Here is a 26,253-nt window from a genome sequence, read left to right on the forward strand (position 1 = left end):
GACCCGGTCTCGGGTGCGGAGGAGGTCGTCGCCTTCGCCCGCGAGCACGGCCTGCCCATCGCGATCAAGGCCGCCTTCGGCGGCGGCGGCCGCGGTCTGAAGGTCGCCCGCACCCTCGAAGAAGTGCCGGAGCTGTACGACTCGGCGGTGCGTGAGGCGGTGGCCGCGTTCGGCCGCGGCGAGTGCTTCGTCGAGCGCTACCTCGACCGCCCCCGCCACGTGGAGACGCAGTGCCTGGCCGACAAGCACGGCAACGTCGTCGTGGTCTCCACCCGTGACTGCTCCCTGCAGCGCCGCCACCAGAAGCTGGTGGAGGAAGCCCCCGCCCCGTTCCTGTCCGAGACCCAGGTCGCCGAGCTGTACCGGGCCTCCAAGGCCATCCTCAAGGAAGCCCACTACGAGGGCGCCGGCACGTGTGAGTTCCTCGTCGGCCAGGACGGCACGATCTCCTTCCTGGAGGTCAACACCCGCCTGCAGGTCGAACACCCGGTCACCGAGGAAGTCGCCGGCATCGACCTGGTCCGCGAGATGTTCCGCATCGCCGACGGCGAACCGCTCGGCTACGACGACCCGCCGCTGCGCGGCCACTCCTTCGAGTTCCGCATCAACGGCGAGGACCCCGGCCGCGGCTTCCTGCCCGCCCCCGGCACGGTGACGACGTTCACGCCGCCGTCGGGCCCGGGCGTGCGGCTGGACGCGGGCGTGGAGTCCGGCAGCGTCATCGGCCCCGCCTGGGACTCCCTGCTCGCCAAACTCGTCGTCACCGGCCGCACCCGCGCCGAGGCCCTCCAGCGCGCCGCCCGCGCCCTGGACGAGTTCACCGTCGAGGGCATGGCCACCGCGATCCCGTTCCACCGCGCCGTGGTCCGCGACCCCGCCTTCGCCCCGGAACTGACCGGCTCCACCGACCCGTTCACCGTCCACACCCGCTGGATCGAGACCGAGTTCGTCAACGACATCAAGCCATTCGCCGCCCCCGCCGACACCGAGGCGGAGGAGGACGCCGGCCGTGAGACGGTCGTCGTCGAGGTCGGCGGCAAGCGCCTGGAGGTCTCCCTCCCCGCCTCGCTCGGCATGTCCCTGGCCCGCACCGGCCTCGCCGCCGGCGCCAAACCCAAACGCCGCGCGGCGAAGAAATCCGGCCCCGTCGCCTCCGGCGACACCCTCGCCTCCCCCATGCAGGGCACCATCGTCAAGGTCGCCGTCGAGGAAGGCCAGGAAGTCGAGGAGGGTGACCTGGTCGTGGTCCTGGAGGCGATGAAGATGGAACAGCCCCTCAACGCCCACAAGTCCGGCACCGTGACCGCGCTCGCCGCCGAGGCGGGTCAGGCCCTCTCCTCCGGTGCCGCGGTCTGTGACATCAAGGACTGATCGACGTGGCATCACTCACCTACACGGACGCCGTCAACGAGGCACTCGAGCGGTTGCGTCCGGTGGGCTTCGAGCACGGCCGGAGTTTCGTCAACCATGCCCCGATGGCCGCCGAGGCCCTGGCCCACATGGGGTACGCCGACGAGGTCCCGGGCTGGGTCGAGCGGAATCTGCGCAAGTACCGCTACCACGACGTGCCCGAGCGCCGGTGGACCATCGACCCGGCCGACCCGCAGGACTGGAAAGCGGCGCTCGGGGACTTCTCTCGGGTCGCCGACTGGACGGCTCTCTTCGAGCGGGAGCTGACCGGGGAACCATGGACCGAGGTCCTCGCTCGCTGGTGGCCGCGGTTGCTGCCCGGCATGTCGGGGATGCTGACGCACGGCGTGATCCGCACCGCGCACGCGGTCCGCGCGGTGGCGGCCGCCGACGGTGACAACCGCCGCCAGCTGGGCGAGCTGGCGCAGGGGCTGGGTTACTGGGCCTCACGCTACTCGGCCGGCGGCGTCCGGGCGGGCACGGCGGACGCAGGCGCGCAGCCGGGACCGGAGACGGCCGCCGAGGGAGGCGACGGCCGCGACCCGGCCGTGCGGGCACTTGACGATCTGGTCGCCGAGTACGCCGGGATCTACGCCACCGTCTCCCAGCACCACCCCATTCCGCTGATCCACGCGGTCACCGGGCCTGCCGCCGTACGCCTGGTGGCCGAGCACCTGCCGCCCGAGCAGCGCTGGCCCTCCTACCTGGTCGCGCGGGCGGTCAGCCGCACGATGCTCGACTGGTTCCACGCCACGCCGTCCCCGGCGGCGGTGCTGCCGGAGGCCCCCGGCGTGCAGGAGGTCTTCGCACAAGCCGTCCAGGTCGGTGACGAACACACCATCAAGCTCGCCGAGGTCGCCGTCCGGCACGAGGCGCTCGCGCCCGACCCGCGGCACGCGGCGGCCGCCCACGTGGCCAACCAGGCCATCGGGCGGCTGAACCTCTGATCTGCCTCTGACCCGTTCTTCCCCGCCCGGAGGGCGGGTTGTTCCCGAGGAGTGTCATGGACGCACAAGTCATCGTTGTGGGCGCCGGACCGGCCGGCATGATGCTCGCGGGCGAGCTGCGGCTCGCGGGCGTGAACGTCATCGTCCTGGAGAAGCTGCCCGCCCGTACCGGCGAGTCCCGCGGTCTCGGCTTCACCGCCCGCACCATGGAGATATTCGACCAGCGCGGACTGCTCCCGCGTTTCGGGGACATCGAAGTCAGCAACGTGGGCCATTTCGGGGGCCTGCCCGTGGACTTCGGTGTCCTCGACGGGGCGCACCAGGCTGCCAAGAGCATTCCGCAGTCGGTCACCGAGACCGTGCTGGAGGAGTGGTCCACGCAGCTGGGCGCGGACATCCGGCGCCGCCACGAGGTTCTGTCGGTCAAGGAGAAGGAGGACAGCGTCGAGGTCGAGGTGCGCGGCCCCCACGGTGTGCAGCACCTGCGCGCCGAGTACCTGGTCGGCTGTGACGGTGGCCGTTCGACGATCCGTAAGACGCTCGGTTTCGATTTCCCGGGTACGGCCGCGACCTTGGAGATGTTCCTCGCCGACGTCCGTGGGATCGAGCTGCAGCCCCGCATGATCGGTGAGACCCTTCCCGGCGGCATGGTGATGGTCGGCCCGCTGCCCGGTGGTGTCACCCGGCTGATCGTCTGTGAGCGCGGTACCCCGCCGCAGCGGCGCGACAAGCCCCCCGCCTGGGACGAGGTCGCGGCGGCCTGGCAGCGGCTGACCGGTGACGACATCTCACACGCCGAACCGGTGTGGGTGTCGTCGTTCGGTGATGCCACCCGCCAGGTCACCGAATACCGGCGGGGCCGGGTGTTCCTCGCGGGTGACTCCGCCCACATCCACCTCCCCGCCGGCGGCCAGGGCATGAACACCAGTATCCAGGACTCGGTGAACCTCGGCTGGAAGCTGGGCGCCGTGATCCGCGGGCGGGCCCCGGAGTCGCTGCTCGACACGTATCACGCCGAGCGGCACCCGGTGGGACAGCGCCTGCTGATGAACACCCGTGCCCAAGGCCTGCTGTTCCTGTCCGGGCCCGAGGTCCAGCCGTTGCGTGACGTGCTCGGCGAGCTGATCCGCTACCCCGAGGTCAGCCGGCACTTCGCGGCGATGGTCTCCGGCCTGGAGATCCGCTACGACCTTGACGGCGGATCGCACCCGCTGCTCGGCCGACGGCTGCCCAATGTGAAGCTGAAGGGTCACAAGCTGGTGTCTTCCAGCACCGAAGCGCTGCACGCCGGGCGGGGTGTGCTGCTGGACTTCACCGGCAACGACCGACTGCACGACCGTGCCTGGCCCTGGCTGGACCGGATCGACATCGTCGCGGCGGCCCCTGACCTGCCCGAGGACAGCGTCCTGCAGGGCACCACCGCTGTGCTGGTCCGTCCCGACGGCTATGTGGCCTGGGCCGCTCCGGGCAGTTACGCCGATCTCCCGATGTCCCTCGACCGCTGGTTCGGCCCGGCCCGCTGACCCCACCGACCCCACCCCCCTGCGGCCCCTGGCCCGAAGGAGAGACCATGCACAGCACGTTGATCGTCGCCCGGATGGACCCGGGCAGCAGCCACGAAGTGGCCCGCCTGTTCAAGGAGTTCGACAACACCGAGATGCCGCACCTGATGGGCACCCGGCGGCGTCAGCTCTTCGCCTACCGGGGGCTCTACTTCCACCTGCAGGACTTCGACACCGACAACGGCGGCCAGCTGATCGAGGCGGCCAAGACCGACCCGCGCTTCGTGCAGATCAGCGAGGACCTCAAGCCGTTCATACAGGCCTATGACCCGGCGACGTGGCGCTCTCCGGCGGACGCGGTCGCCACGCGTTTCTACGACTGGGAGGGCCGGGCGTGAGCGCCAGGCGAGTGGTCATCACCGGAGTCGGCGTCAGCGCTCCCGGTGGTGTGGGCACGAAGAACTTCTGGAACCTGCTCAGTGAGGGCCGCACCGCCACCCGCGGCATCACCTTCTTCGACCCGTCTTCCTTCCGGTCCCGGGTCGCCGCCGAGATCGACTTCGATCCGGAAGAGCACGGCCTGAGCCCCCAGGAGATCCGCCGGATGGACCGGGCGGCGCAGCTGGCGGTGATCAGCGCCCGCGAGGCACTCGCGGACAGCGGCCTCGATCTGTCCGGCGCGGATCCGTACCGGGTCGGTGTCACCATCGGCAGCGCGGTCGGCGCGACCATGGGACTCGACCAGGAATACCGGGTCGTCAGCGACGGCGGCCGGCTCGACCTGGTGGACCACACCTACGCCGTCCCGCACCTGTACAACTACCTGGTGCCCAGCTCCTTCGCCGCCGAGGTGGCGTGGTCGGTGGGCGCCGAGGGCGCCACGACGGTGGTCTCCACCGGCTGCACCTCCGGCCTGGACTCGGTCGGGCACGCGGTGGAACTGATCCGTGAGGGCTCGGCGTGCGCCATGGTGGCCGGCGCCACCGACGCCCCGATCTCGCCGATCACCCTGGCCTGCTTCGACGCGATCAAGGCCACCACCCCGCGCAACGACGACCCCGAGCACGCCTCGCGGCCCTTCGACGGCACCCGCAACGGCTTCGTGCTCGGCGAGGGCTCCGCGGTGTTCGTACTGGAGGAGCTCGAGGCCGCGAAGAAGCGCGGCGCGCACATCTACGCGGAGATCGCCGGCTACGCCTCGCGCTGCAACGCCTTCCACATGACGGGGCTGCGTCCGGACGGCCTGGAGATGGCCGAGGCCATCACGGTCGCGCTGGGCGAGGCCCGCCTCAACCCCGAGGACATCGACTACATCAACGCGCACGGCTCCGGAACGAAGCAGAACGACCGGCACGAGACCGCCGCGTTCAAGAAGAGCCTGGGCGATCACGCCTACCGGACTCCGGTGTCCTCCATCAAGTCGATGGTGGGGCACTCGCTCGGTGCGATCGGCTCGATCGAGATCGCCGCGTCGGTCCTCGCCATGGAGCACGGCGTGGTGCCTCCGACGGCGAACCTGCACACGCCCGACCCCGAGTGCGACCTGGACTACGTGCCGCTGACGGCACGCGAGCACCGCACCGACGCGGTGCTGACGGTCGGCAGCGGGTTCGGGGGCTTCCAGAGCGCGATGGTGCTCGCCCGACCGGAGAGGAGCGCGGCATGAGCACGGCCACTGCGCGGACGGTGGTGACGGGGATCGGCATCGCCGCTCCCAACGGCCTGGGCACGGCGGACTACTGGGCGGGTTGCCGCTCAGGCAAGAACGGCATCGCCCGTATCACCCGTTTCGACCCGTCCGGCTACCCGGCCAAGCTGGCCGGGCAGGTCCCCGGATTCACCGCCGCCGACCATCTGCCGAGCCGGCTGCTCGCCCAGACCGACCACATGACCCGCCTCGCCCTGGTGGCCACCGACTGGGCGCTGGCCGATGCGGGTGTGGTGCCCGCCGAACTGCCCGCCTACGACATGGGCGTGGTCACCGCCAGTTCCTCGGGCGGCTTCGAGTTCGGCCAGGGCGAGCTGCAGAAACTGTGGAGCCGGGGCAGCCAGTACGTCTCCGCCTACCAGTCCTTCGCCTGGTTCTACGCCGTCAACAGCGGCCAGGTCTCCATCCGCAACGGCATGAAGGGCCCCAGCGGTGTGGTCGTCTCCGACCAGGCCGGCGGACTGGACGCGCTGGCTCACGCCCGCCGTCAGATCCGCAAGGGAACCCAGCTCATCGTCTCCGGGTCGATCGACGCCTCGATCTGCCCGTGGGGCTGGGTGGCGCAGCTGGCCGGCGGCCGGCTGGCCACGTCGGAGGAGCCCGACCGGGCCTACCTGCCCTTCGACGCCGCCGCGGCCGGCCACGTACCGGGTGAGGGCGGCGCCATCCTCATCCTGGAGTCGCAGGAGGCAGCGGCCCGCCGGGACGCACGGGTGTACGGCGAGATCGCCGGCTACGGTGCGACCTTCGACCCAGCGCCCGGCAGCGGGCGCCCGCCCGGACTGCGCAAGGCGATCGAACTCGCCCTGGCCGACGCGGAGGTGGACGCCGGCGACATCGACGTCGTCTTCGCCGACGCGGCGGCCGTGCCCGACCTCGACCGGATCGAGGCCGAGGCGCTCAACGACGTGTTCGGGCCGCGTGGCGTGCTCGTCACCGCGCCCAAGACGATGACCGGCCGGCTCTACTCGGGTGCCGCCCCGCTCGACGTGGCGACGGCGCTGCTCGCCATCCGGGACGGTGTCGTCCCGGCCACCACCAACGTCGACCCCGACCAGGCCTACGGCCTCGACCTGCTCACCGGCGAGCCGCGCGCCATGGAGGTGCGTACCGCTCTGGTCCTGGCCCGCGGCCACGCCGGTTTCAACTCGGCCCTCGTCGTCCGCTCGGCCTGACCCGCCCGGCACCCGCCCGGTGGACGCCCGGCCGGCCGCAGTCCACGGCCCGTCTCCGGCGGCGTTGCCTGCACGGGCCGGCCGCAGGACGCGGCCGGTCACGGCCTCCAGCCAGGGCGTGAGCCGGGACCGGCGCCCCGTGCGTCCGCTGCCCGGACCGGTCAGCACCGGATGTGTCTGTCCGACCGGTCCACTCGTCTCTCCTGTGCCTGTGCCTGTGCCTGCGCCCGTGCCCGTGCCTGCGCCCGTGTCCGGGTGCCCGGTGTGAACGTCCTCCGGCCCTTCCCGGGGGCGTGTCCGGGCCCCGAAATTCCCAGAAGAGAAAGGAACTACCTGTGGCCACCCAGCCCTTCACCCTCGACGACCTCAAGCGGATCCTCCTGGAGGCCGCCGGGGTCGACGAAAGCGTCGATCTCGACGGTGACATCCTCGACACCGAATTCGAGCAGCTCAGCTACGAGTCGCTGGCCATCCTGGAAACCTGCGGCCGGATCGAGCGCGACTACGGCATCTCGCTCGACGACAGCGTGGTGACCGAGGCCAAGACCCCCCGCGCTCTGCTGGACCTGGTCAACGCCCAGCTCGCCGAGACCGCCAACGCGGCCTGACCCGCGCCACCGCACCACCCCCTCTCTCTCACACACACCGGCCGCCGGTACCCGCCCCCCTGGGCCGGGTACCGGCGGCCCCCCGGACCGGGGCACACCCCTGCCCAGCAGCAGACACACGACCACAAGCGCCTACAAGGGAGCACCAGACATGTCCGACAAGCACCAGCGGGTCGCCCTCGTCTCCGGGGCCACCAGCGGCATCGGCCTCGCGGTCGCGCAACTGCTGGCCCAGCAGGGCCACCGGGTCTTCATCGGCGCTCGCGACGCCGAGAACGTCGCCCGGACCGTCAAGGAACTGCGCGCCCAGGGCCTGGACGTCGACGGCGGCGTCCTCGACGTCCGCTCGGCACCGTCGATCGAGACCTTCGTCAAGGCCGCCGTGGACCGCTACGACACCGTCGACGTGCTGGTCAACAACGCCGGCCGGTCCGGTGGCGGTGTCACCGCCGACATCGAGGACGATCTCTGGTACGACGTCGTCGAGACCAACCTCAACAGCGTGTTCCGTCTCACCCGCGCTGTCTTGAACACCGGCGGCATGCGTCACAAGAACCGCGGCAGGATCATCAACATCGCTTCCACCGCCGGCAAGCAGGGCGTGGTCCTCGGCGCCCCCTACTCCGCTTCCAAGCACGGAGTCGTCGGCTTCACCAAGGCCCTGGGCAACGAACTCGCCCCCACCGGCATCACCGTCAACGCGGTCTGCCCCGGCTACGTCGAGACCCCGATGGCCCAGCGCGTCCGCGCCGGGTACGCCGCCGCCTACGACACCACCGAGGACGCCATCCTCGACAAGTTCACGGCGAAGATCCCCCTCGGCCGCTACTCCACGCCCGAGGAAGTCGCCGGCCTCGTCGGTTACCTCGCCTCCGACACCGCCGCCTCCATCACCGCTCAGGCCCTCAACGTCTGCGGCGGCCTGGGCAACTTCTGACCCCGCCGCCACCGCACACCCTCCGAGGAGTTCACACATGTCCCCATCCGAGCTGCGGGAAGTCGAGCACCAGATCACGATTTCCGCTCCGGCCGCCGAGGTCTACCGGCTGATCGCGGACGTCGCGAACTGGCCGCGGATATTCCCGCCGACCATCTACGTCGACCACCTGGAGCGCTCCGGCAACGAGGAACTGATCCGGATCTGGGCGACCGCCAACGGCGAGGCCAAGAACTGGACCTCCCGCCGTGTCCTGGACCCCGAGGCCCTCACGATCACCTTCCGCCAGCAGGTCTCCACCCCGCCGGTCGCGACCATGGGCGGCACCTGGATCATCGAGCCGCTCGACGGACAGACGTCGTCGGTCCGGCTGCTGCACGACTACACGGCCGTCGACGACGACCCTGCGGGCCTGGCCTGGATCGAGGAGGCCGTGGACCGCAACTCCCGCTCGGAACTCGCGGCCCTGAAGACCAACGTCGAGTTCGCCGCCGCGTCGGAGGAACTCACCTTCTCCTTCGAGGACACCGTCGAGGTCGACGGCTCCGCCAAGGACTGCTACGACTTCGTCAACGACGCCGGCCTGTGGTCCGAACGGCTGCCGCACGTGGCGACCGTACGGCTCACCGAGGACACTCCCGGCCTGCAGACCCTGGAGATGGACACCCGCGCCAAGGACGGCTCCACCCACACCACCAAGTCCTACCGCGTCTGCCTGGAAGGCCGGAAGATCGCCTACAAGCAGACCACCCTGCCGGCCCTGATGAACCTGCACACCGGCTACTGGACGTTCCGCGAGACGGAGACCGGCAGCCTCGCCTCGTCGCAGCACACCGTCGTACTGCGCCCCGAGAACATCCAGAAGATCCTCGGGCCCGAGGCAGGCGTGGCCGAGGCCCGGGAATACGTGCGCACCGCACTGAGCACCAACAGCCGCGCCACCCTGGGCCACGCCAAGGCCTACGCCGAAGCGAGGCGCTGACCCATGGCCGGCGCCGACGCTGTCGATACGCACGTCGTCGTGGTCGGTGCCGGACCCGTCGGGCTGATGCTCGCCGGTGAACTGCGGCTCGGCGGCGCCGATGTGACCGTGCTGGAACAGCTGGACGCCCCGACGACGGAGTCACGGGCGTCCACGCTGCACGCACGGACCATGGAGATCTTCGAGCAGCGCGGTCTGATCGAGGGCCCGGCCGGCTTCGGTGACCCCCTGCCGCCGCAAGAACCCAGGGGACACTTCGGCGGCCTTCCGATGGACCTCACACTGCCCGGTTCCTACCCGGGGCAGTGGAAGGTGCCGCAGGTGGACACCGAGGAGATCCTCGGCGCCTGGGCGGCCCGGCTCGGGGCGAGGGTGCTGCGCGGTCACACGGTCGTGTCCCTGACACAGCATCCGGACCGTGTGGAGGTCGTCGCCGAGCACGCCGGACGGCACGTGAGGTTCACCGGTTCGTACGTCGTCGGCTGTGACGGCGAGAAGTCGGCCGTACGACGGCTCGCGGCTGTCGATTTCCCCGGCAACGACGCCGAACGGGAACTGATCCGCGCTGACGTGGAAGGCATCGACATCCCCGGCCGGCGGTTCCAACGGCTGCCGAACGGTCTGGCGATCGCCGCCCGCCGCGGGGACGGTGTCACCCGGGTGATGGTCCACCGGTTCGGCACGCCGCCACGCGCCGGTGAGGCCGACTTCACGGACATCGTCACAGCCTGGCGTGATGTCACCGGGGAAGACATCTCCGGCGGCACCCCGCTGTGGGTCAACTCCTTCGGTGACGCCTCCCGGCAGGCCGCGCGCTACCGCGACCGGCGGGTACTGCTCGCCGGGGACGCCGCCCACCAGCAGATGCCGATCGGTGGCCAGGCGCTCAACCTCGGCCTGCAGGACGCGGTCAACCTCGGCTGGAAACTCGCCGCGACGGTACGCGGGCGCGCTCCCGAGGGCCTGCTGGACACCTACCACGACGAACGGCACGAGATCGGACGCCGGGTGCTGTCCAACATCCGCGCGCAGGCCCGGCTGCTGCTCGGCGGGCCCGAGGTGGAGGCGCTGCGCTCCGTGATCGGGGAACTGATCTCCTACGAGCAGGTCCGGGCGCATCTGGCCGGGATGATCAGCGGACTGGACGTGCGCTACGGGCCCGCGGACGAACCGGAGCCGGTGGGGGCACGGCTGCCCGAGGTACGGCTCGACTCGGGCACGACCACCCTCCGGCTGCTGCGCGCCGCACGGGGACTGCTGCTCGTGACCACCCCCGACGAGGAACTGCGTGCACGCCTGGTCCAGTCCGCGCGGTCCTGGTCCGCTGCCGTCGACACCGTGACGGCACACGTCGGCGGCAGCGGCCCCCTGAGCGGCCACCCCGCCGTCCTGGTACGCCCCGACGGTTACGTCGCCTGGGCGGGCGGGTCCCCGGACGGCCTGCAGGCGGCGCTCGCCCGCTGGTTCGTCCCCGGCACGCCGGCCGGGCGCCCGGCACGCACGCACACCGACCGGCCATCCGGCACACCCATTACCGGCACACCCGGCACCAGCACACCCACCGGCACATGCAATGCCGGCACACGCAATGTCAGCACACACAAGGGCAGGAGAGGGCACATGGGCAACCTGACCGGAAAGACCGCGCTCGTCACGGGCGCCAGCCGGGGCATGGGCCGGGCCACCGCGGGCCGGCTGGCCCGCGACGGCGCGCTCGTCGCCGTGCACTACGGCACGAGCCAGGACGCGGCGGCCGAGGTCGTCGCCGAGATCGAGAAGGACGGCGGGCGGGCGTTCGCCGTACAGGCCGAACTCGGCACGCCCGGTGACGTGCACGAGCTGTTCCTCGCGCTGGAGCAGGGCCTGAAGGAACGCACCGGCTCCACCGAGCTGAACATCCTGGTCAACAACGCCGGTGTGATGGGCGGGGTCAAGCCGCAGGACACCACACCGGAACAGTTCGACCGGATCTTCGCCGTGAACGCCAGGGCACCGTTCTTCATCATCCAGCGAGCCCTGGCGATCATGCCCGACGGCGGGCGGATCGTGAACATCTCCTCCGGACTGACCCGGTTCGCCAACCCCGACGAGATCGCCTACGCCATGAGCAAGGGCGCCGTCGAGCAGCTCGCCCTGCACTTCGCCAAGGCGCTCGGCCCGCGGGGCATCACCGTCAACAGCGTCGCTCCCGGGATCACCCGCAACGGCAACCCGCTGTTCGACATCCCCGAGGCCGTCGAGGCCATGGCCGCGCTGTCCGCGTTCAACCGGGTCGGAGAACCCCAGGACGTCGCCGACGTCATCGCCTTCCTCGTGTCCGACGACGCCCGCTGGATCACCGGCTCCTTCGTCGACGCCAGCGGCGGCACCCTCCTGGGATGACACCGTGACCAGGACCCTTCCGCCGCCCGCGGCGGACACCGGGGAGGGACGGTGGAGCCTCCGGCTGTGGGGGCTGCTGATCGTCCTCGCCGGCAACATGCTCATCGACGCACTCGAAGTGTCCGTGGCGGTCGTGGCGCTGCCCTCGATCGCCACGGACCTCGCGCTGCCGCTGACCGAAGTCCAGTGGGCGATGACGGGCTTCGCCGTCGGCTTCGGCGGACTGATGCTCTTCGGCGCGCGAGTGGTGAGCCTTCTGGGGCGCCGCCGGGTCTACCTCGCGGCGCTCTGCTGCTTCGCCGCGGCCTCCGTCCTCAGCGCGCTCGCCCAGGAACCGGGGCTGCTGCTCGCCACCCGCCTGGTCAAGGGATTCTGCGCGGCCCTGACGGCACCCACCGGGCTCGCCATCATCTCCACCGCCTTCCCGGAAGGACGCGCCCGCACCCGGGCGCTGTCCGTCTACGCCCTCTTCGGCGCCGGCGGCTTCACCGCGGGCCTGCTCCTGTCCGGCTGGCTGACCACCTACACCTGGCGTCTGGCCTTCACCTTCCCTGCCCCGGTCGTCCTGCTGCTCTTCGCCTTCGGGCTGCGCCTCATCCCCGCACAGGACGGCGCAGCGGGCGGCGCGCCCGCCACCGCCACTCGCCACTACGACATCGCGGGCGCCGTCACCTTCGCCAGCGCGCTCCTGGCCCTCGTCAACGGCATCGCCGCGCTGCCCGGGCGAGGCTGGGACGACCTGCGGGCCACAGGATCCCTGGCCGTGGCGGTGGTGCTGCTGGGAGTGTTCTGGGCGGTGGAACGCACCGCGGCCGAGCCGCTGCTGCGCACCCGGCCGCTGCACAGCCGGGCCCTCCGGCGCTCGGCGCTCGGCGCGGCCTGCCTCAACGGCTCCTACCTCGGCCTGCTCTTCGTGCTCACCCACCAGATGCAGACCGTCGCCGGCTGGTCACCACTGAAAACGGCGCTGGCACTCGTGCCGGCCGCCGCGCCCCCGGCACTCACCGCACTCGCCTCCGGGCGCCTGGTCGCCCGGTTCGGCGCGCCCCGCCTCATCGCGGCCGGCGCCGCCTGCGCCTTCGCCGGCTACCTGCTGCAACTACGCCCCTCCTGGCCGCTCGACTACCCAGGCCGGCTGCTGCCGACGCTGCTGCTGGTGGGAGCGGGATTCGTCCTGTCCTTCGCCGCGCTGAACATGCAAGCGACCTGCGAACTCGAGCCCGCCGACCGCGGTGCGGGCAGCGGGCTCTACCAGACGGCCGTGCAACTGGCCGCGGTCGTCGTGGTCGCCGTGGTCGCCGCGCTGCTCGCCGGCTCGGACACCGGCGCCGGGCCGGCTGCGGCGATCGGCGCCTGCCGGGCTGCCCTGACCCTGGTGGCCGCACTCGGAGGGCTCGGACTGCTCGTCGGCCTCACCGGCTTGACATCAGCCGCCGCCACCCGTGCCGCCCGGTCCGCACCACGCACCTGACGTCCGTCCTCCCACCCCACGAGGGGGCACGATCATGGACCAGACAACGAAGGCCCGGGTCCCGCCGGGACCGACAGCCCGGCCGGTCCCGGCACACCCGGACCACCAGTCCGGGAACAGCCCGCACCAGCGCACCGGACACCACCACCCCGACCCCCACCACGCCGCGAGCACCACGTGACCGGGAAACTGCTCACCCCTGAAAGGTCCCTGACCCCGCGGCTGCCCCTGCCCGGGCAGCTCGACATATGGCTGGTGCGCCGCCCCCGGCTGAAGACCGTCGCCGAACTGCTGGACCTCTCCGACCTCAGCGACACCGAACGCCGCCGCACCGCCTCCTTCGTACGCCTCGCAGACGCGGCGACGTACGCCTGCGCACACGTCGCGCTGCGCCGCCTGCTCGGCGCCTACCTGGGACTGCCCCCGCGCGACGTACCGTTCGTGCGGGAGCCCTGCCCCGGCTGCGCCGGACCGCACGGCCGGCCGGCCGTCGCCCACCCCGACCCGCCCCTGCACTTCTCCCTGGCACACAGCCACGGCATGGCCGCCGTCGCCGTCTCCCACAAGGTCACCGGCATCGACGTCCAACGGCTGCCACGGGCCGACACCGTCGAGTTGTGCACTCCGTCGCTGCACCCGCAGGAACAGGCGGAATTGGCGGACCTGGACACCGAGGAACGCCGCACGGCCTTCGGCCGGACCTGGACCCGCAAGGAGGCCTACCTCAAGGCACTGGGCACCGGCCTGTCCCGTGAACCCGCTCAGGACTACCTGGGTTCCGACCCGCGCCGCCGGCCGGCCGGCTGGACCGTGCTCGACCTGCAGTCCGGCCCCCGGCACCACGCGGCCGTCGCCGTGCTCGGCGCACCGCCCGACCGGCTCACCCTGCGCCGACTGCCCACCTCCGCGCTGTACCCCGGCGCGACGGTGGATCTCGACGCCGACGGCACGACCACTTGAGCATCCGACTGGGGAGCGTGATACAGCAATGTCGATCGAACAGGAAGTCGATCAGGTGATCGACCGGCCCAGACTGCGTGACCGCGAGTACCGCGGCCAGTGGAGCGCTGCCGACCGTATCGAGGAACTCGGCCTGATCAAACAGGCCGCCCGGCACGGCGATCCACTCGCCACCGAACGCCAGCACGCCAAGGGCAAGCTCACCGCTCACGAGCGGATCGAACTGCTCCTCGACGAGGGCTCGTTCACCGAGGTCGAAATGTTGCGCCGCCACCGCGCCACCGGCTTCGGACTGGAGAGGAAACGCCCCTACACCGACGGTGTGATCACCGGCTGGGGCACGGTCCACGGCCGTACCGTCTTCGTGTACGCACACGACTTCCGTATCTTCGGCGGTGCTCTCGGCGAGGCCCACGCGCAGAAGATCCACAAGATCATGGACATGGCCATGGCCGCAGGCGCGCCCCTGGTCTCGCTCAACGACGGTGCGGGCGCCCGTATCCAGGAAGGCGTCTCCGCGCTCGCCGGTTACGGCGGGATCTTCCAGCGCAACACCCGGGCATCGGGAGTCATCCCGCAGATCAGTGTGATGCTCGGACCGTGTGCGGGCGGTGCCGCCTACTCGCCGGCGCTCACCGACTTCGTCTTCATGGTCCGCGACATCTCCCAGATGTTCATCACCGGCCCTGACGTGGTCAAGGCCGTCACGGGAGAGGAGATCACCCAGAACGACCTCGGCGGCGCGGACGTGCACGCCACCACCTCCGGCGTCGCCCACTTCGCCTACGACGACGTGCGCTCCTGTATGGAGGACGTGCGTCACCTGCTGTCCCTGCTGCCGTCGAACAACCGTGACCTCCCGCCCAGGGCCTTCGGGTCGGATCCGGCCGACCGGCGTACCGACCGGTTGCTGGAACTCGTTCCCGACGACCCCAGCCGGGTCTACGACATACGCGCCGTCATCGAGGAGATCGTCGACGACGGCGACTACTTCGAGGTCCACCCCGGCTGGGCGACCAACATGGTCTGTGCGCTGGCCCGTCTCGACGGCGAGGTCGTCGGTGTCGTCGCCAACCAGCCCGCGTCCTTCGCCGGTGTCCTCGACATCGACGCCAGTGAGAAAGCCGCCAGGTTCGTCCAGTTCTGTGACGCCTTCAACATTCCCCTGGTCACGCTGATCGACGTTCCCGGTTTCCTGCCGGGTGTGGACCAGGAACACAACGGGATCATCCGGCGCGGCGCGAAACTCCTCTACGCGTACTGCAACGCCACCGTGCCGCGGATCTCCCTCGTGCTCCGCAAGGCATACGGCGGCGCGTACATCGTGATGGACTCCCGCTCCATCGGCACCGATCTGGCCCTGGCATGGCCGTCCAACGAGATCGCCGTGATGGGAGCCGAAGGCGCGGCCAACGTCATCTTCCGCCGCGAGATCGCTGCCGCGGACTGCCCGGAGGCCGTCCGCGCACAGAAGATCAAGGAATACCAGGCAGAGCTGATGCACCCCTACTACGCGGCCGAACGCGGTCTCATCGACGACGTCATCGACCCGCGCGACACCCGTCGCGCGCTCATCCGCTCGCTCGCCATGCTGCGCAGCAAACAGGCCGACCTGCCGTCCCGCAAGCACGGCAACCCGCCGCAGTGAGCGGCACCGACAGCGCGGACGGCAGCCTCGTCATCCGTGTCGTGAAGGGCCAGGCCGGCCCCGCCGACATCGCCGCGCTGACCGCCGTGCTCCTCGCCCGCGCCGCCGCGCTCGCCGCGGCGGGCCCCGGACTGCAGGACCAGCGGCCCACCGCCGTCTGGCGCCGCCCGGAACGCATCCCGCACCACCATGACCCCCGCGGCTGGCGTATCACCGGCGGCCGCCCGGGGTGACCGCGCAAGGGCAGGCGCCCGGCTCACCCTCCGGCCCCGGGCGCTCTGCGCACACAGGTCCGGCTCCTCGCTGACCGGGCCGGGATCTCCGAGCGGACCGACCGGCACGGCACCCTGCTCGACGCACCGGACGGCCACCACTCCGACGACACCCGACCCCGCACGATCCTCACCGAGGACTGCCGGCCGGAACTCACCGACGGCACGGTCGAGGGGACTCCGCGAGACCACCGCGTTCCCCTCCGACCGCACGTCGCCCGTACCCGCTGCCCGTGTCCGCCTCGCAACTGCCCCACGCCAGTCCCGGCCCGGGGGCTGTTTCGGCACCGGCGGCTGCACCGAGGGCGAGGCGGTGCGGACCCCGGACGTCCGGCGGCTGCACCGCCGGCGGTTGCACCGGTCCGGCCGGACGGGCCGGACCGCCCCCGGGCCCCGGCCCCGCGCCCTGCACAGTTCCCGGCCCGCCCCTCGCAGCCGAACCCCCAAGTTGGACGAAAGGATGAGACCATGTCAGGAGAACCAGCCACCCTCGATCTCGCGACACTGCGCCAGCTGCAGCGTGACGCCCGCCTGCAGATCTTCGAGAGGTTCCTCTGCCGCGATCTCGCGAAGTGCCTCGACATCCCGCCGGCCCACCGGATCTCCCTGACCCGGCCGCTGCGCACTCAGGGAATCGACTCACTGACCGCGCTGGCCCTCCAGCGCCGACTGCAGTCAGCACTCCGGATCCCTGTTCCGGCCCACCACTTTCTCCGGGAACAGTCGGTCGGAGAACTGGCCGTCACGCTCAGCGAGCTGATCGACCGGACCAGCCCTTCCGGCTCCTGCTGACCCTCCCGCCTCTGCGGCCCGCCGGCCTGCACAAGGCCTTCGAGCCCGCGCCCGCCGAAGGCCACCGACGCCCACTCCCTCGCCAAGGCCGCCCGCCCGAGCAGGCCATGGAGGAAGAAGCCCGGGACTGGAGCCGCCTCCCCGACCAGCAGGAGACGAAGCCAGCTCCGCATCACCCGGGGCTGACAGGAGCGGCCTCGCCCGAAGACTGCTCACCGGCCTGGCCCGAGCGCACAGGGCGCCCCGCGTGGAACTCGTGCTGGGCGAACCCGGCACCGGTGAGACCAGCCTGCTGTGGAACCCCACCAGGCGGCTCACCGGTCGACGGGCTGCTGCACCAGCCGAAGCACCGCGGCTCGGTAGGGACTGCTGCACGGATATGTGACACCTGAACCGGCTCGCTGAGAGGCGCCCTGGAAGGATGTTGCAGCGCCCAAGCCGTATCCGAAGGAGTTCCGCGAGGACGTCGTGCGGGGCGCGCGCAACCGTGAGCCCGGCGTCACGCTGGAACAGATCGCCGTCGGCTTCGGCCTCCACCCGATCAGGCTGTCGAAGCGGCTGCGCCGCGCCGACAGCGACGAGGCGCCAGGCCCGCGACGGCGTCGGGTGAGTCGGCCGAGCTGCGCGAGGCCCGCAAGCGGATCCGGCTGCTGGAGCAGGAGAACGAGGTCCTGCGGAGGGCCGCGGCGTATCTGTCGCAGGCGAACCTGCCGGCAAAACGATGTACCCGCTCGTCCGCGAGCCGGCCGCCGCCGGTGCCCCTCACCGGGTGCCGGTGGCGGTTACGTGCCGGGTGCTCGGGCCGGCTCGCCAGCCCTGCTACCGGTTGCTGGCCTCACCGGTCACCGACGCCGAGCTCGCCGAGACATACCGGGCCAACGCCCTCTTCGACGCGCATCGCGACGATCCCGAGTTCGGTCACCGCTTCCTTCTCGACGAGGCCTGGGCCGCCGTGAGTCGATGGCCGAGCGGACTGCCTGGCGGATATGCCGGGACAACGAGTGGTGGAGCGCCTTCGGCAAGCGCAGAGGCCGTGGGAAGAACGCCAAGGCCGGGCCGCCCGTCCATGATGATCTGGTGCGGCGGGACTTCACCGCAGCCGGGCCGAACCGCTTGTGGCTGACGGACATCACCGAGCACGCAACCGGTGAGGGCAAGCTGTATCTGTGTGCCGTCAAGGACGTGTACTCCGGCCGCATCGTGGGCTGTTCCATCGACGCCCGGATGCAGTCCGGCCTCGCGGTCAGAGCCCTTGAATCCGCGGTGGCCCGTCGCGGCCGGGTCGCCGGATGCCCGGACAGCAGCGGCAGCCGGGTCCCGCGCAGCGCGCGCCGGGCGCGGGCGATCCACGGATCGGTGCCGGTCGCAGCCCCCAGGACAGCGGCCACCCGGGCCGCAGTCACGTCCTGCTACGGCAGCGCGAAGTCGTACACGAAACCGACAGGTGCCAGGTGGTACCCGACCACAGGCCGACTCACCACGACGAGCAACTGCGCCGACATCAACATCAAGCCCAACCAGTCCGCCTATGTGGAGGTGTGCTTCTACCCGACGTCGGGGGGCAGTACGTGCAACTCCTACAAGTACGCACCGGCAGGTCAGTGGACCGTGGTGGCCACCGGTGTCAAGGACGGCACCCAGTTCCAGTTCCACTTCGCCTCGGACGCGTACAACTCCGGCGTCTGGGCCGGCTAGCGGTCCTCACGTCTCGGCGGCAGGCAGCCGCCGACCGGCGGCTGCCTGCTGCTTTGCGGGTGGTGGCTTGCCCGCCTGACGGCCGGTTCGTTGCCGGACGGCCCATGCGCCGACATGTCTCCTCGGCGGCTGTACAGGTCCTGACCGAGCGGCCTACTGGATGCTCCAGCGGTGCGGGTGGCCGGGTTCCCTCGGGCAGGCGAAGACGTTGAGCTGGCCCCAGCGCCCCACGGTGACCTCGGTCGGCTCAGCGGACTGGTGGGTGGCGAGGCCCTGTTCTTCCAGCGGCTTCCAGCTGCCGCTGCCGCCGTCCCATTCCGAGCTGTCGACGGTCAGCAGCAGGTGCATCGGCGCCGAGCAGGTCCGGCAGTTCATGGGGGAGGGGTCGGTGGTGTGCCAGGAGGCGAAACCGCCGACGCGCCAGCCCGGTGGGATGGACAGGTCGTACTGATAGCCCACCGGCGCTGCGGCATCCTCACCCGTCGACTGTTCCTCCAGCGCGGCCTCCCAGGCATCGATCCGGGCGCGCAGGTCGTCTGGGAGGAGGCCGGCGAACGGGTAGGTGGCCACCTGCTCCGGATGCAGCACGCACGGCTCCGGCACGTATCCCTCGGAGCCGACCACCTGCGGCTGCGGCGGTGACTCCAGCACCGCGGTGACCTCCCACGACCGGCGCCAGCGCAGGTCCAACAGCATGCCGTAGCCGGTCGGGCCGTGTGCGTCGAAGGGGCACCAGAACACCTGGAGCAGATCGCAGTCGTCCGGTCCGGCCGGCAGGTCGGGGATGTCCCTCCGGTAGAGCTGCGCGAGACCGATCAGTGGCAGTGCACCGTTCGCAGCGGGATCTGGGACGCAGTGTTCCCGGCCCAGCTCCCGCAGCGTCTGCCGTTCCTCGTCCGTGGGACCGGGGTTCGGTTCACGGAGCCATGCGGAAGCCAGGATCCGCCGCTTGCGGTGGATGTCCGCCGGGCGTCGGCCACGCGCGTGGCTGTGCGGCTCGGTGCACACCGGCCAGGGTTCGTCCATCGGCCACAGCAGCGGACCGCCCACGGAACTGGTCGCTGCGTCCGGTCGGCCGGGGCGCGGGTGGAGCCGGGTGGTGGTGCCCCGGTAGGCCGCCAGCTCCGGGAACAGCGCCTCGACATCGAGCGGGCGCGGCGGTGTGGTCCTCGACATGCACGTGACCTTAGGACAGCCGTCTCCGAACGACTCAGGGCGCCCTACGCCGGTTGCCGTGAGCGATCATATGAACGATGCTCCGCCCGCCGAGGAACATGCCTGACGTGGCAGGGGAGCGCGTGACCGTCCGTCATCCCGGACGAGAGCAGGCATGAACGTGCGTTGGTGCGTTCACAGTGAACGCACTCCGAACGCATCGCCCCCGGGGCGAGGGTTGCCGCCCATGCGCCTGCTTCACGCACGGGCGGCAGGCCCGGGGCGGGTCAGCTGGACGGCAGCACCTTCCAGGAGCCGGTGCCGGTGCCGCGGTCGGTGTAGTGGCTGGTGACGACGTCGTACTTGGCGCCGGACTGGTTGGCGGCGCCGTTGGTGTCGAGGAAGCCGCCGTTGGCGGACTGGTAGTCGTCGAGCAGGTGCACGATGTCGTCGGTGCGGATGTGGCCGTCGGCGGGCGAGGACGTCTTGCCGAAGATGTGCCACTTCGCGGTGCCGGGGCCGCGGTCCTTGGTCTTCGTGGCCGACACCTTGTACTTGGCGCCGCTCTTGGTGGAGACGCCGTTGGTGTCGAGGTAGGTGCCGCCGCCGTACGCCGGCCGTCACCCGGGACGTCCGGGGGACCAGGGGCATACGGCACCAGACAGGCCCTTGGGACGTGGCTCGGGGGGGGGGGGGGGGCGGCCCACCCCCCCCCCCCCCCCCCGCGCCATCGAGTCGGGCGGTGAGCGGACGCGGCCCCGCGCCGGTTCTGTCAACCACCTGCCGCAGACAGCAGCGCACGACGGTCGAGCTTGCCTTGCGGGGTGCGCGGCAGGGAAGGCAGCGGTGTGATCACCGCCGGGACGAGGTGGCGCGGGAGACGGGCGGCGAGGGCGGTGCGCACGGCCTCGGGCGGAGCGGCGCCGGGTCGGGCGGTGTAGAAGAGGGCGAGCCGGTCGAATCCGCCGTCGTCGCCGGTCAACGGCAGCACGGCGCAGTCCCGGACGCCAGGCAGCCCACGCGCCGTGGTCTCGATCTCGGCGGGCTCCACGCGGTGGCCGGCGATCTTCACCTGGCGATCGGCCCGGCCCCGGTAGTGCAGCACGCCGTCCGGGTCGAGGACGCCCAGGTCGCCGGTACGGTAGAGCGGGACGGACCGGCCGTCCTGCCGGTGGGTGGTGAAGTTCGCCGAGGCCGGATCCTCGCCGAAATAGCCCAGGGCGAGCCCGGCGCCGGTCAGGCAGATCTCGCCGATCGTGCCCGGCGGCACCGGCTCGTCCCCGTCCAGCACCAGGACTCCGGTGCCGCGGACCGGCCGGCCGAGCGGGATCCCGTCCGGCAGCGCGCAGTCGACGCGGGAGACGGTGTGGGTGGTGGCGAACACGCAACTCTCCACCGGGCCGTAGCCGTTGACGAGCGCGATGTCGGGATGCCGGTCGAGGAAGCGCGCCACATGCTCGGGCGACAGCCGCTCGCCGCCGGTGATCACGCGGCGCAGCCCGCCGAAGGCGTCGGGATCCTCATCGACGAACAGGTTGAACAGCGAGGAGGTGAGCCACAGTTGGTCCACGCCGCACCGTTCGGCGAGGTCCCGCAGGTCGTCGGGCAGCAGGTGGTCGTCCTCGGGGACGACGCAGGTGCCGCCGGTGGTGAGCATCCCCCACACCTCCAGCGTGAACGCGTCCCACGGCACCGGCGCCGCCTGCGGCATGGCGTGGCCGGGGCCGAAGTCCGCGAACGTCGGGGCGCCGAAGAGCCGCAGTGCGGCGCGGTGCGGGGAGACCACCGCCTTGGGCCGTCCGGTGGTGCCGGACGTGAAGAACACCGTCGCCGGAGCGTCGCCTGCTCCCGGCGGGGCGGCGGCCGGCGCCGCGTCAGGGACCGGACCTGGATCGTCCGGCAGCGTCCAGGCCGGGACCGGCCAGCCTGCGGGTTCGTCGGTCACGACGAGCGGCGCGCCCAGCCGGCCGGCCAGGGAGGCCAGGTGAGCAGGCGGCCAGCGGTGGTCGAGGGCGCAGTACGCGGCGCCGGTGTGCAGCACCGCGAGCAGCGCGGTCAGCAGCCGGATCCCCCGCGGCAGCACCACGGGGACGATGTGCCCGGGCCCGACGCCGAGCCGGGCGAGCCGGGCCGCGTGGGCGCGGGCGGCGGCGTCCAGGGGGCCGTAGCCGATACGGGCGGAGCCGTGGATCACAGCGGTGGCGCCGGGACGCAGCGCGGCCTGCCTGGCGACGGCGTGGTGGATGAGGCCGGTCACCGTGCCTCCCCGCCGGGGACGGTGACCGGCAGGTGTTCCAGTTCGGCCGCCGTGAGCGTGCGGGTGCCACCGGCGAAGGTGAAGGTGTAGCTCAGCAGGCGGCGGGCGCGTTCCATGGTCGCGAAGACCTCCTCGAAACTGCCGCCGGCTCCGGTGACTGTGTCGAGGGGGCGGGTCATGACGCTGGTCGGCCAGTGCTCCCCGGGCTCCACCGTGGGACGGTAGGCGACCACACCGGGCAACGCCCGGACCGCATCGATGCCGTGCACCTCCTCCAGGGTGAATTCCTCGACGGGGGCCGGCGGGATGTACTGGAAGTGGAAGCCGCGCGGGGGCGGCGGCGGCGTCCAGGCGGTGAGCCCCAGGGCGAGGCGGCCGGACAACTCCACGCAGTCGAAGCCGAGCGCCCGCCGGCACATCTCGTTGATGCGGCCGCCGAGCCGCCCGTTCACCTCGACGATACGGGGGCCGTCGGCGGTCAGCTTGACCTCCGTGTGGGTGATGCCGGTGGTCACACCCAGGGCGTCCAGCGCGCGGTCGACCAGGTCCTCGATCTGCTGGATCTCCTCCTTCGGCAGCGGCGACGGCCACACCTGGCCGGTCTCCCGGAAAGGCGTGAGCTGGGGGAGCTTGCCGGAAACGGCGAGGGGGACGCGGCCGGAGGGGGTGCAGACGGTCTCGACGGAGACGTAGTCGCCGAAGGGATCGCTGGGCCGGCCGACGAGGTACTCCTCCAGGACGAACGCGGGCGCCCCGGCCGGCTGCGCGGAGCCGATGAGTGCGGTGAACAGAGCGCGTCCGGCGTCCGCGTCGGTGACCAGGTGGGCGTCACGGCTGCCCTGGCCGTGCACGGGTTTGAGAACGGCGGGCAGTCCGACGGCGGCGACGGCGGCCGCCCAGTCCGTGGGCGTGGTCAGGGCGGCGGTGCGCACGTCCTCCACTCCGGTCTCGCGCAGCCGCTGCCGCTGGCGGGACTTGTCGGTGAGCAGGGACGCGGTCCCGACACTGTGGTACGGCAGGCCGAGACGTTCGGCGAGCCGGGCGGTGACCGGCAGCATCGCGTCGCTGTAGCTCACGATGGCGTCCGGGGCGAGAACGGCCAGCCGGTCGGCCGCTTCGTCGAACCCACGGTCGAGGCGGACGACTTCGCCCAGGTCCCGCAGGAGCGGGATCAACGGCGTGGTGTGCGGGGAGTCCTCGCCGACGAAGACGAGGTCGCCCAGGTGGCCGAGGCCCATCGCGATCTCGGCCACGTTGACGGAACCGTAGTCGTAAGTCACGGCAATCGTGGTCATGTCTGCTCCTTCGCCGGTGGGTTGCAGTGCCGGTCGGCAGCGCGGGACGGACGGCTACTGGGCGGCGGTCTCGACGAGGGCGCGCACCTGCGCGGTGAAGTCGGACAGCACGGGGTGGTCGAAGATCAGGCGGGTGGGGACGGGGACGGACAGTTCGCGACGCAGCCGGGTGACGGCGCGCATCGCGGCCAGCGAGTGCCCGCCGAAGTCGAAGAAATGGGTGGCTGGCCCGTCCGGCTCGGCCTTCAGCACCTCGGTCCACACGCGCAGGACTGTGTCGTCGACGGATCCGCCGGATGCCGAATGGCGTTCGCTCATGGGATCTCCTCGGTCGGCCCGCAGGGGGCGGGGGCGTGACGGTCGGGGTCAGGCAGTGGCGGCGTCCTCGCCGGGCAGCGGCGGGGGGTTGCGCAGAACGGGCATGACGAGGCCGACGAGGCCGAGCAGCACCATCCAGGCCAGCATCGACACGATCGTCGTGGTGGTGCCGGCGTACTCCAGCAGCACGCCGGCCACGAGGGGGCTGAGCAGGCTGACGGACTGGGTGAAGAACCGGCAGGCGCTGTCCACCCGCCCCTGGAGTCCGTCGGGCACGAGGACGATGCGGTACGTGGAGATCACGGAGTTCCACAGCGGCGCGACAGCCAGCATCAGGCCGAAGACGACCCCCATCACGACGACGCCGCCGGGCAGGAACAGCAGGGGCAGCAGTGCCGCCCACACCCATGGGAAGCCGAGGACGACCGTCGTCGCCGACACCCGGTCCGCCGCCCACGAGGCCACGACCGAGCCGATCAGGCCGCCCGCGCCGGAGAGGGTGAGCACGGCGCCGACGAGAGCCGGCGAGCTGCCGTGTGCGTGCGCGGTGACGATGAGCAGCGTCGGCATGGCGTTGCCGACCATGTTGCTCGCCGCCACCATCAGGACGCTGGCGCGCAGGAACCGCTGGCGCACCAGCCATGACAGGCCCACTCCGATTCCCCGGATGATGCCCTCTGTCCGCTTCCCGCGGGCCGGTGCGGAACGGAACGGCGTCCGGATCGCCGAGACGGTGAGGAAGGAGACGAGGTAGGACAGGGCGTCGCCGAGGAACGGCAGGAAGCGCGAGACGGCGAACAGGGCGCCGCCGAGGGAAGGCCCGGCGAGCATGGCGCCATACTCGCGACTCTCGTTGCGCGCGGTGGCCGCCCGTACCTGTGACGCGGGGACGACGTGCCGCAGGGCGGAGACCTCGGCCGGGGAGAACAGCACCGCGGCAGAGCCCTCAACCAGGGCCACGACGACCACCTGGGGGTAGGTCAGCAGGTCGGCGGCCAGGCCGACGACGAGGGTGGTCAGCGCGATGAGACAGACCAGGTCGCAGGTCAGCATGAGCCGCTTGCGGTCGACCCGGTCGGCGATGAGCCCGGCAGGCAGGCCCAGGATCCACTGCGGTGCGGCGCGCACCGTGCCGATGAGGCCGGCCATGACGGGCGAGCCGGTCAGGGACAGAACCAGCAACGGGTAGGCGACGTACGCCATGCGGTTGCCGAGGACGGACGCGAGCTGGCTGATCCACAGCAGGGTGAAGTCACGGTTGCGGCTCAGCGGCACCACGGCCTGCTCGGCCGGCGAGGCCGGCGCGGCGGCGCCCGAGTCGGCTTCCGTGTCCAGGTCCTCAGGCATCGTCACGGCCTGCCTCCAGAGTGTCGCGCAGCCAGCCGACGACCCGCTCCAGGTGCGGGCGTTCCATGACGGAGAGGTGAGTGCCGGGCACCTCGGTGAACGCGGTCCGCGGCGCGTAGTCACGCCAGGCGTCGAACCAGGACCGGTCCCAGTTGCCGTTCTCGGCCCTGAGGACGTGCAGCGGCACGTCGGCGGGGACCGGCCGGTAGGTGCGTTTGGCCTCGCGGAAGAAGCGGTTGCGCCGCAGGCGTTTCTCCAGTGCGTCCTTGCCGAGGCCGATCTGCTCCTCGCGCAGGTCCAGTTGGCGCATGTGCCCGGCCAGCAGGCCCGGCGCCCGGTCGGCCCATTCCTGCTCGGGGATCCTGCCGGACATGTCCAGGAGTTCCTCCAGCAGCCGGTCGACGCGGTCCCGGTTGGCCGTCTCGGGGGCGGCCACCACGGAGTCGACGAGCCCGACCCAGGCGACCTCGTGGCCGGCGCGGTGCAACTGCGCGGCTATCTCGTAGGCGATGACGCCGCCCATCGACCAGCCGCACAGCAGATACGGTCCCTTCGGCCGGCGCTCGGTGACCAGCCGCACATAGGCCGAGGCCATGGCCGCGAGCGGGTCGGGGGCGCCGGAGTCGACCAGGGACTCGTCGAACTCGATACCGGTGACCGCGAGTTCGTCGCGGAGCATGCGGGCCATCTCGTAGTAGCCGGTGATGCTGCCGGTGCCCTCGTGGACGCAGAACAGGGTCTGCGGTGCCGTGCTCGACGTGAGGTCGACCAGACCGTGCGCGCTCTGCCGTCCCGGCTCGGGACGGTCGATGAGGCCGGCGAACTCCCGCACCGTGGGCGCGCCGAACAGCGAACGCAGGGGCAGGGTGACGCCGTGCCGGGAACGCATCCGGGCGATGACGTGGGCGGCCAGCAGGGAGTGGCCGCCGAGGTCGAAGAAGTCGTCGTCCAGGCCGATCCCGTCGACATCGAGGACGTCGGCCCACACGGCGGCCACCACCTGCTCCCACGGAGACCGCGGGGCGATGAACGCGGCCTCCAGGTGGGGCCGTTCGGCACCGACCGCGGGCAGCGCCGCGCGGTCCACCTTGCCGTTGGGGGTGCGGGGGAGCGTGGGCAGGACGACGAACGCGGAGGGCACCATGTGCTCCGGCAGGGCCGGCTCCAGCCAGGAGCGCAACTCGCCGACGGTCGGCCGACCACCCGGGGCGGCCACGAGGTAGCCGATCAGGCGCGGCTCCCCCGGGGTGTCCTCCCGGGCGACGACGACGGCCTCGGTGACCGCTTCGTGGCCCACCAGCCGGGTTTCGATTTCGCCGGGTTCGATGCGCATGCCGCGGATCTTGATCTGGTGGTCGGTGCGTCCGAGGTGTTCGAGTCGGCCGTCCGCGG

The 26,253-nt window shown here is 71.6% G+C and carries 24 protein-coding genes; 17 read left to right on the forward strand and 7 right to left on the reverse strand.

The features are described from left to right. From ACZ5GT_RS38720 to ACZ5GT_RS38800, 17 genes are all read left to right on the forward strand, one after another. On the forward strand, positions 1–1,371 hold a 1,371-nt coding region (locus ACZ5GT_RS38720), incomplete at its 5' end, for an ATP-binding protein (protein ID WP_469036062.1). Positions 1,372–1,376: 5 nt separating this feature from the next. Further along, positions 1,377–2,357 carry a hypothetical protein gene (locus ACZ5GT_RS38725; protein WP_398281153.1) on the forward strand — a complete coding sequence of 327 codons (981 nt, stop codon included), beginning with the start codon at positions 1,377–1,379 and terminating at the stop codon, positions 2,355–2,357. A gap of 56 nt (positions 2,358–2,413) precedes the next feature. Continuing rightward, entirely contained in the window at positions 2,414–3,880 is a 1,467-nt protein-coding gene (locus ACZ5GT_RS38730) for an FAD-dependent monooxygenase (RefSeq protein ID WP_398281156.1), read from the forward strand. A gap of 47 nt (positions 3,881–3,927) precedes the next feature. Further along, positions 3,928–4,257: a TcmI family type II polyketide cyclase gene (locus tag ACZ5GT_RS38735; RefSeq protein WP_398281159.1), complete on the forward strand. Its 330-nt coding sequence runs from the start codon at positions 3,928–3,930 to the stop codon at positions 4,255–4,257. Then, positions 4,254–5,525, forward strand: a complete 1,272-nt coding sequence (locus tag ACZ5GT_RS38740) for a beta-ketoacyl-[acyl-carrier-protein] synthase family protein (protein ID WP_469036066.1) — start codon at positions 4,254–4,256, stop codon at positions 5,523–5,525. Before ACZ5GT_RS38735 ends, ACZ5GT_RS38740 begins: the two co-directional genes overlap by 4 nt. After that, positions 5,522–6,742 (forward strand): ketosynthase chain-length factor, encoded by a 1,221-nt coding sequence (locus ACZ5GT_RS38745; protein ID WP_469036067.1) that lies wholly within the window; start codon positions 5,522–5,524, stop codon positions 6,740–6,742. Before ACZ5GT_RS38740 ends, ACZ5GT_RS38745 begins: the two co-directional genes overlap by 4 nt. A gap of 335 nt (positions 6,743–7,077) precedes the next feature. Next, on the forward strand, positions 7,078–7,350 hold the full coding sequence (locus tag ACZ5GT_RS38750) for an acyl carrier protein (protein ID WP_351894915.1): 273 nt from the start codon (positions 7,078–7,080) through the stop codon (positions 7,348–7,350). Positions 7,351–7,501: 151 nt separating this feature from the next. Next, a complete protein-coding gene (fabG, locus tag ACZ5GT_RS38755) occupies positions 7,502–8,287 on the forward strand; it encodes a 3-oxoacyl-ACP reductase FabG (protein WP_469036070.1) in 786 nt (261 codons plus the stop codon). Positions 8,288–8,324: 37 nt separating this feature from the next. Next, positions 8,325–9,269, forward strand: coding sequence for an aromatase/cyclase (locus tag ACZ5GT_RS38760; protein WP_398281171.1), 945 nt, complete (start codon positions 8,325–8,327; stop codon positions 9,267–9,269). Between the two features lie 3 nt (positions 9,270–9,272). Then, on the forward strand, positions 9,273–11,651 hold the full coding sequence (locus ACZ5GT_RS38765; protein ID WP_469036074.1) for an SDR family oxidoreductase: 2,379 nt from the start codon (positions 9,273–9,275) through the stop codon (positions 11,649–11,651). 4 nt (positions 11,652–11,655) lie between these two features. Beyond that, a complete protein-coding gene (locus ACZ5GT_RS38770; RefSeq protein WP_469036078.1) occupies positions 11,656–13,122 on the forward strand; it encodes an MFS transporter in 1,467 nt (488 codons plus the stop codon). 34 nt (positions 13,123–13,156) lie between these two features. Further along, on the forward strand, positions 13,157–13,303 hold the full coding sequence (locus tag ACZ5GT_RS38775; RefSeq protein WP_398281180.1) for a hypothetical protein: 147 nt from the start codon (positions 13,157–13,159) through the stop codon (positions 13,301–13,303). Then, the gene (locus ACZ5GT_RS38780; RefSeq protein ID WP_469036083.1) at positions 13,300–14,082 is read left to right on the forward strand and encodes a 4'-phosphopantetheinyl transferase family protein; all 783 of its coding nucleotides are present in this window, start codon (positions 13,300–13,302) and stop codon (positions 14,080–14,082) included. The genes ACZ5GT_RS38775 and ACZ5GT_RS38780 overlap by 4 nt, the downstream gene beginning before the upstream one ends. A 28-nt stretch (positions 14,083–14,110) precedes the next feature. Then, positions 14,111–15,730, forward strand: coding sequence for an acyl-CoA carboxylase subunit beta (locus ACZ5GT_RS38785; protein WP_398281186.1), 1,620 nt, complete (start codon positions 14,111–14,113; stop codon positions 15,728–15,730). After that, complete coding sequence (locus tag ACZ5GT_RS38790; RefSeq protein WP_398281189.1) at positions 15,727–15,963, forward strand: acyl-CoA carboxylase epsilon subunit; 237 nt, start codon at positions 15,727–15,729, stop codon at positions 15,961–15,963. Before ACZ5GT_RS38785 ends, ACZ5GT_RS38790 begins: the two co-directional genes overlap by 4 nt. 507 nt (positions 15,964–16,470) lie before the next feature. Next, positions 16,471–16,794 carry an acyl carrier protein gene (locus ACZ5GT_RS38795; RefSeq protein ID WP_398281192.1) on the forward strand — a complete coding sequence of 108 codons (324 nt, stop codon included), beginning with the start codon at positions 16,471–16,473 and terminating at the stop codon, positions 16,792–16,794. A gap of 960 nt (positions 16,795–17,754) precedes the next feature. Beyond that, positions 17,755–18,489: a transposase gene (locus ACZ5GT_RS38800; protein ID WP_469036090.1), complete on the forward strand. Its 735-nt coding sequence runs from the start codon at positions 17,755–17,757 to the stop codon at positions 18,487–18,489. 153 nt (positions 18,490–18,642) lie between these two features. Here the strand turns inward: ACZ5GT_RS38800 and ACZ5GT_RS38805 are convergent, their stop codons facing one another. From ACZ5GT_RS38805 to ACZ5GT_RS38835, 7 genes are all read right to left on the reverse strand, one after another. Next, on the reverse strand, positions 18,643–19,665 hold the full coding sequence (locus ACZ5GT_RS38805; RefSeq protein WP_469036092.1) for a hypothetical protein: 1,023 nt from the start codon (positions 19,663–19,665) through the stop codon (positions 18,643–18,645). Between the two features lie 266 nt (positions 19,666–19,931). After that, positions 19,932–20,192 carry a hypothetical protein gene (locus ACZ5GT_RS38810; RefSeq protein WP_469036096.1) on the reverse strand — a complete coding sequence of 87 codons (261 nt, stop codon included), beginning with the start codon at positions 20,190–20,192 and terminating at the stop codon, positions 19,932–19,934. A 224-nt stretch (positions 20,193–20,416) separates the two neighbouring features. Then, on the reverse strand, positions 20,417–21,901 hold the full coding sequence (locus ACZ5GT_RS38815; RefSeq protein ID WP_469036099.1) for an AMP-binding protein: 1,485 nt from the start codon (positions 21,899–21,901) through the stop codon (positions 20,417–20,419). Beyond that, on the reverse strand, positions 21,898–23,196 hold the full coding sequence (locus ACZ5GT_RS38820) for an ATP-grasp domain-containing protein (protein WP_469036103.1): 1,299 nt from the start codon (positions 23,194–23,196) through the stop codon (positions 21,898–21,900). The genes ACZ5GT_RS38815 and ACZ5GT_RS38820 overlap by 4 nt, the downstream gene beginning before the upstream one ends. A 54-nt stretch (positions 23,197–23,250) precedes the next feature. Then, the gene (locus ACZ5GT_RS38825) at positions 23,251–23,514 is read right to left on the reverse strand and encodes a phosphopantetheine-binding protein (protein ID WP_469036106.1); all 264 of its coding nucleotides are present in this window, start codon (positions 23,512–23,514) and stop codon (positions 23,251–23,253) included. A 48-nt stretch (positions 23,515–23,562) separates the two neighbouring features. Further along, positions 23,563–24,861 (reverse strand): MFS transporter, encoded by a 1,299-nt coding sequence (locus tag ACZ5GT_RS38830; RefSeq protein ID WP_469036110.1) that lies wholly within the window; start codon positions 24,859–24,861, stop codon positions 23,563–23,565. Further along, the coding region (locus tag ACZ5GT_RS38835; protein WP_469036108.1) for an alpha/beta hydrolase at positions 24,854–26,253 on the reverse strand (1,400 nt) is incomplete at its 5' end. The genes ACZ5GT_RS38835 and ACZ5GT_RS38830, both read right to left, overlap by 8 nt.

Source organism: Streptomyces sp. NPDC031340 (assembly GCF_055569945.1).

Bases quoted from the DNA above. Each gene is read 5' to 3' on its own strand.
- ACZ5GT_RS38730 (WP_398281156.1), top strand. From the start codon at position 2,414: ATGGACGCACAAGTCATCGTTGTGGGCGCCGGACCGGCCGGCATGATG.
- ACZ5GT_RS38735 (WP_398281159.1), top strand. From the start codon at position 3,928: ATGCACAGCACGTTGATCGTCGCCCGGATGGACCCGGGCAGCAGCCAC.
- ACZ5GT_RS38745 (WP_469036067.1), top strand. From the start codon at position 5,522: ATGAGCACGGCCACTGCGCGGACGGTGGTGACGGGGATCGGCATCGCC.
- fabG (WP_469036070.1), top strand. From the start codon at position 7,502: ATGTCCGACAAGCACCAGCGGGTCGCCCTCGTCTCCGGGGCCACCAGC.
- ACZ5GT_RS38760 (WP_398281171.1), top strand. From the start codon at position 8,325: ATGTCCCCATCCGAGCTGCGGGAAGTCGAGCACCAGATCACGATTTCC.
- ACZ5GT_RS38765 (WP_469036074.1), top strand. From the start codon at position 9,273: ATGGCCGGCGCCGACGCTGTCGATACGCACGTCGTCGTGGTCGGTGCC.
- ACZ5GT_RS38775 (WP_398281180.1), top strand. From the start codon at position 13,157: ATGGACCAGACAACGAAGGCCCGGGTCCCGCCGGGACCGACAGCCCGG.
- ACZ5GT_RS38785 (WP_398281186.1), top strand. From the start codon at position 14,111: ATGTCGATCGAACAGGAAGTCGATCAGGTGATCGACCGGCCCAGACTG.
- ACZ5GT_RS38795 (WP_398281192.1), top strand. From the start codon at position 16,471: ATGTCAGGAGAACCAGCCACCCTCGATCTCGCGACACTGCGCCAGCTG.
- ACZ5GT_RS38800 (WP_469036090.1), top strand. From the start codon at position 17,755: ATGGCCGAGCGGACTGCCTGGCGGATATGCCGGGACAACGAGTGGTGG.
- ACZ5GT_RS38805 (WP_469036092.1), bottom strand. From the start codon at position 19,665: ATGTCGAGGACCACACCGCCGCGCCCGCTCGATGTCGAGGCGCTGTTC.
- ACZ5GT_RS38820 (WP_469036103.1), bottom strand. From the start codon at position 23,196: ATGACCACGATTGCCGTGACTTACGACTACGGTTCCGTCAACGTGGCC.
- ACZ5GT_RS38825 (WP_469036106.1), bottom strand. From the start codon at position 23,514: ATGAGCGAACGCCATTCGGCATCCGGCGGATCCGTCGACGACACAGTC.
- ACZ5GT_RS38830 (WP_469036110.1), bottom strand. From the start codon at position 24,861: ATGCCTGAGGACCTGGACACGGAAGCCGACTCGGGCGCCGCCGCGCCG.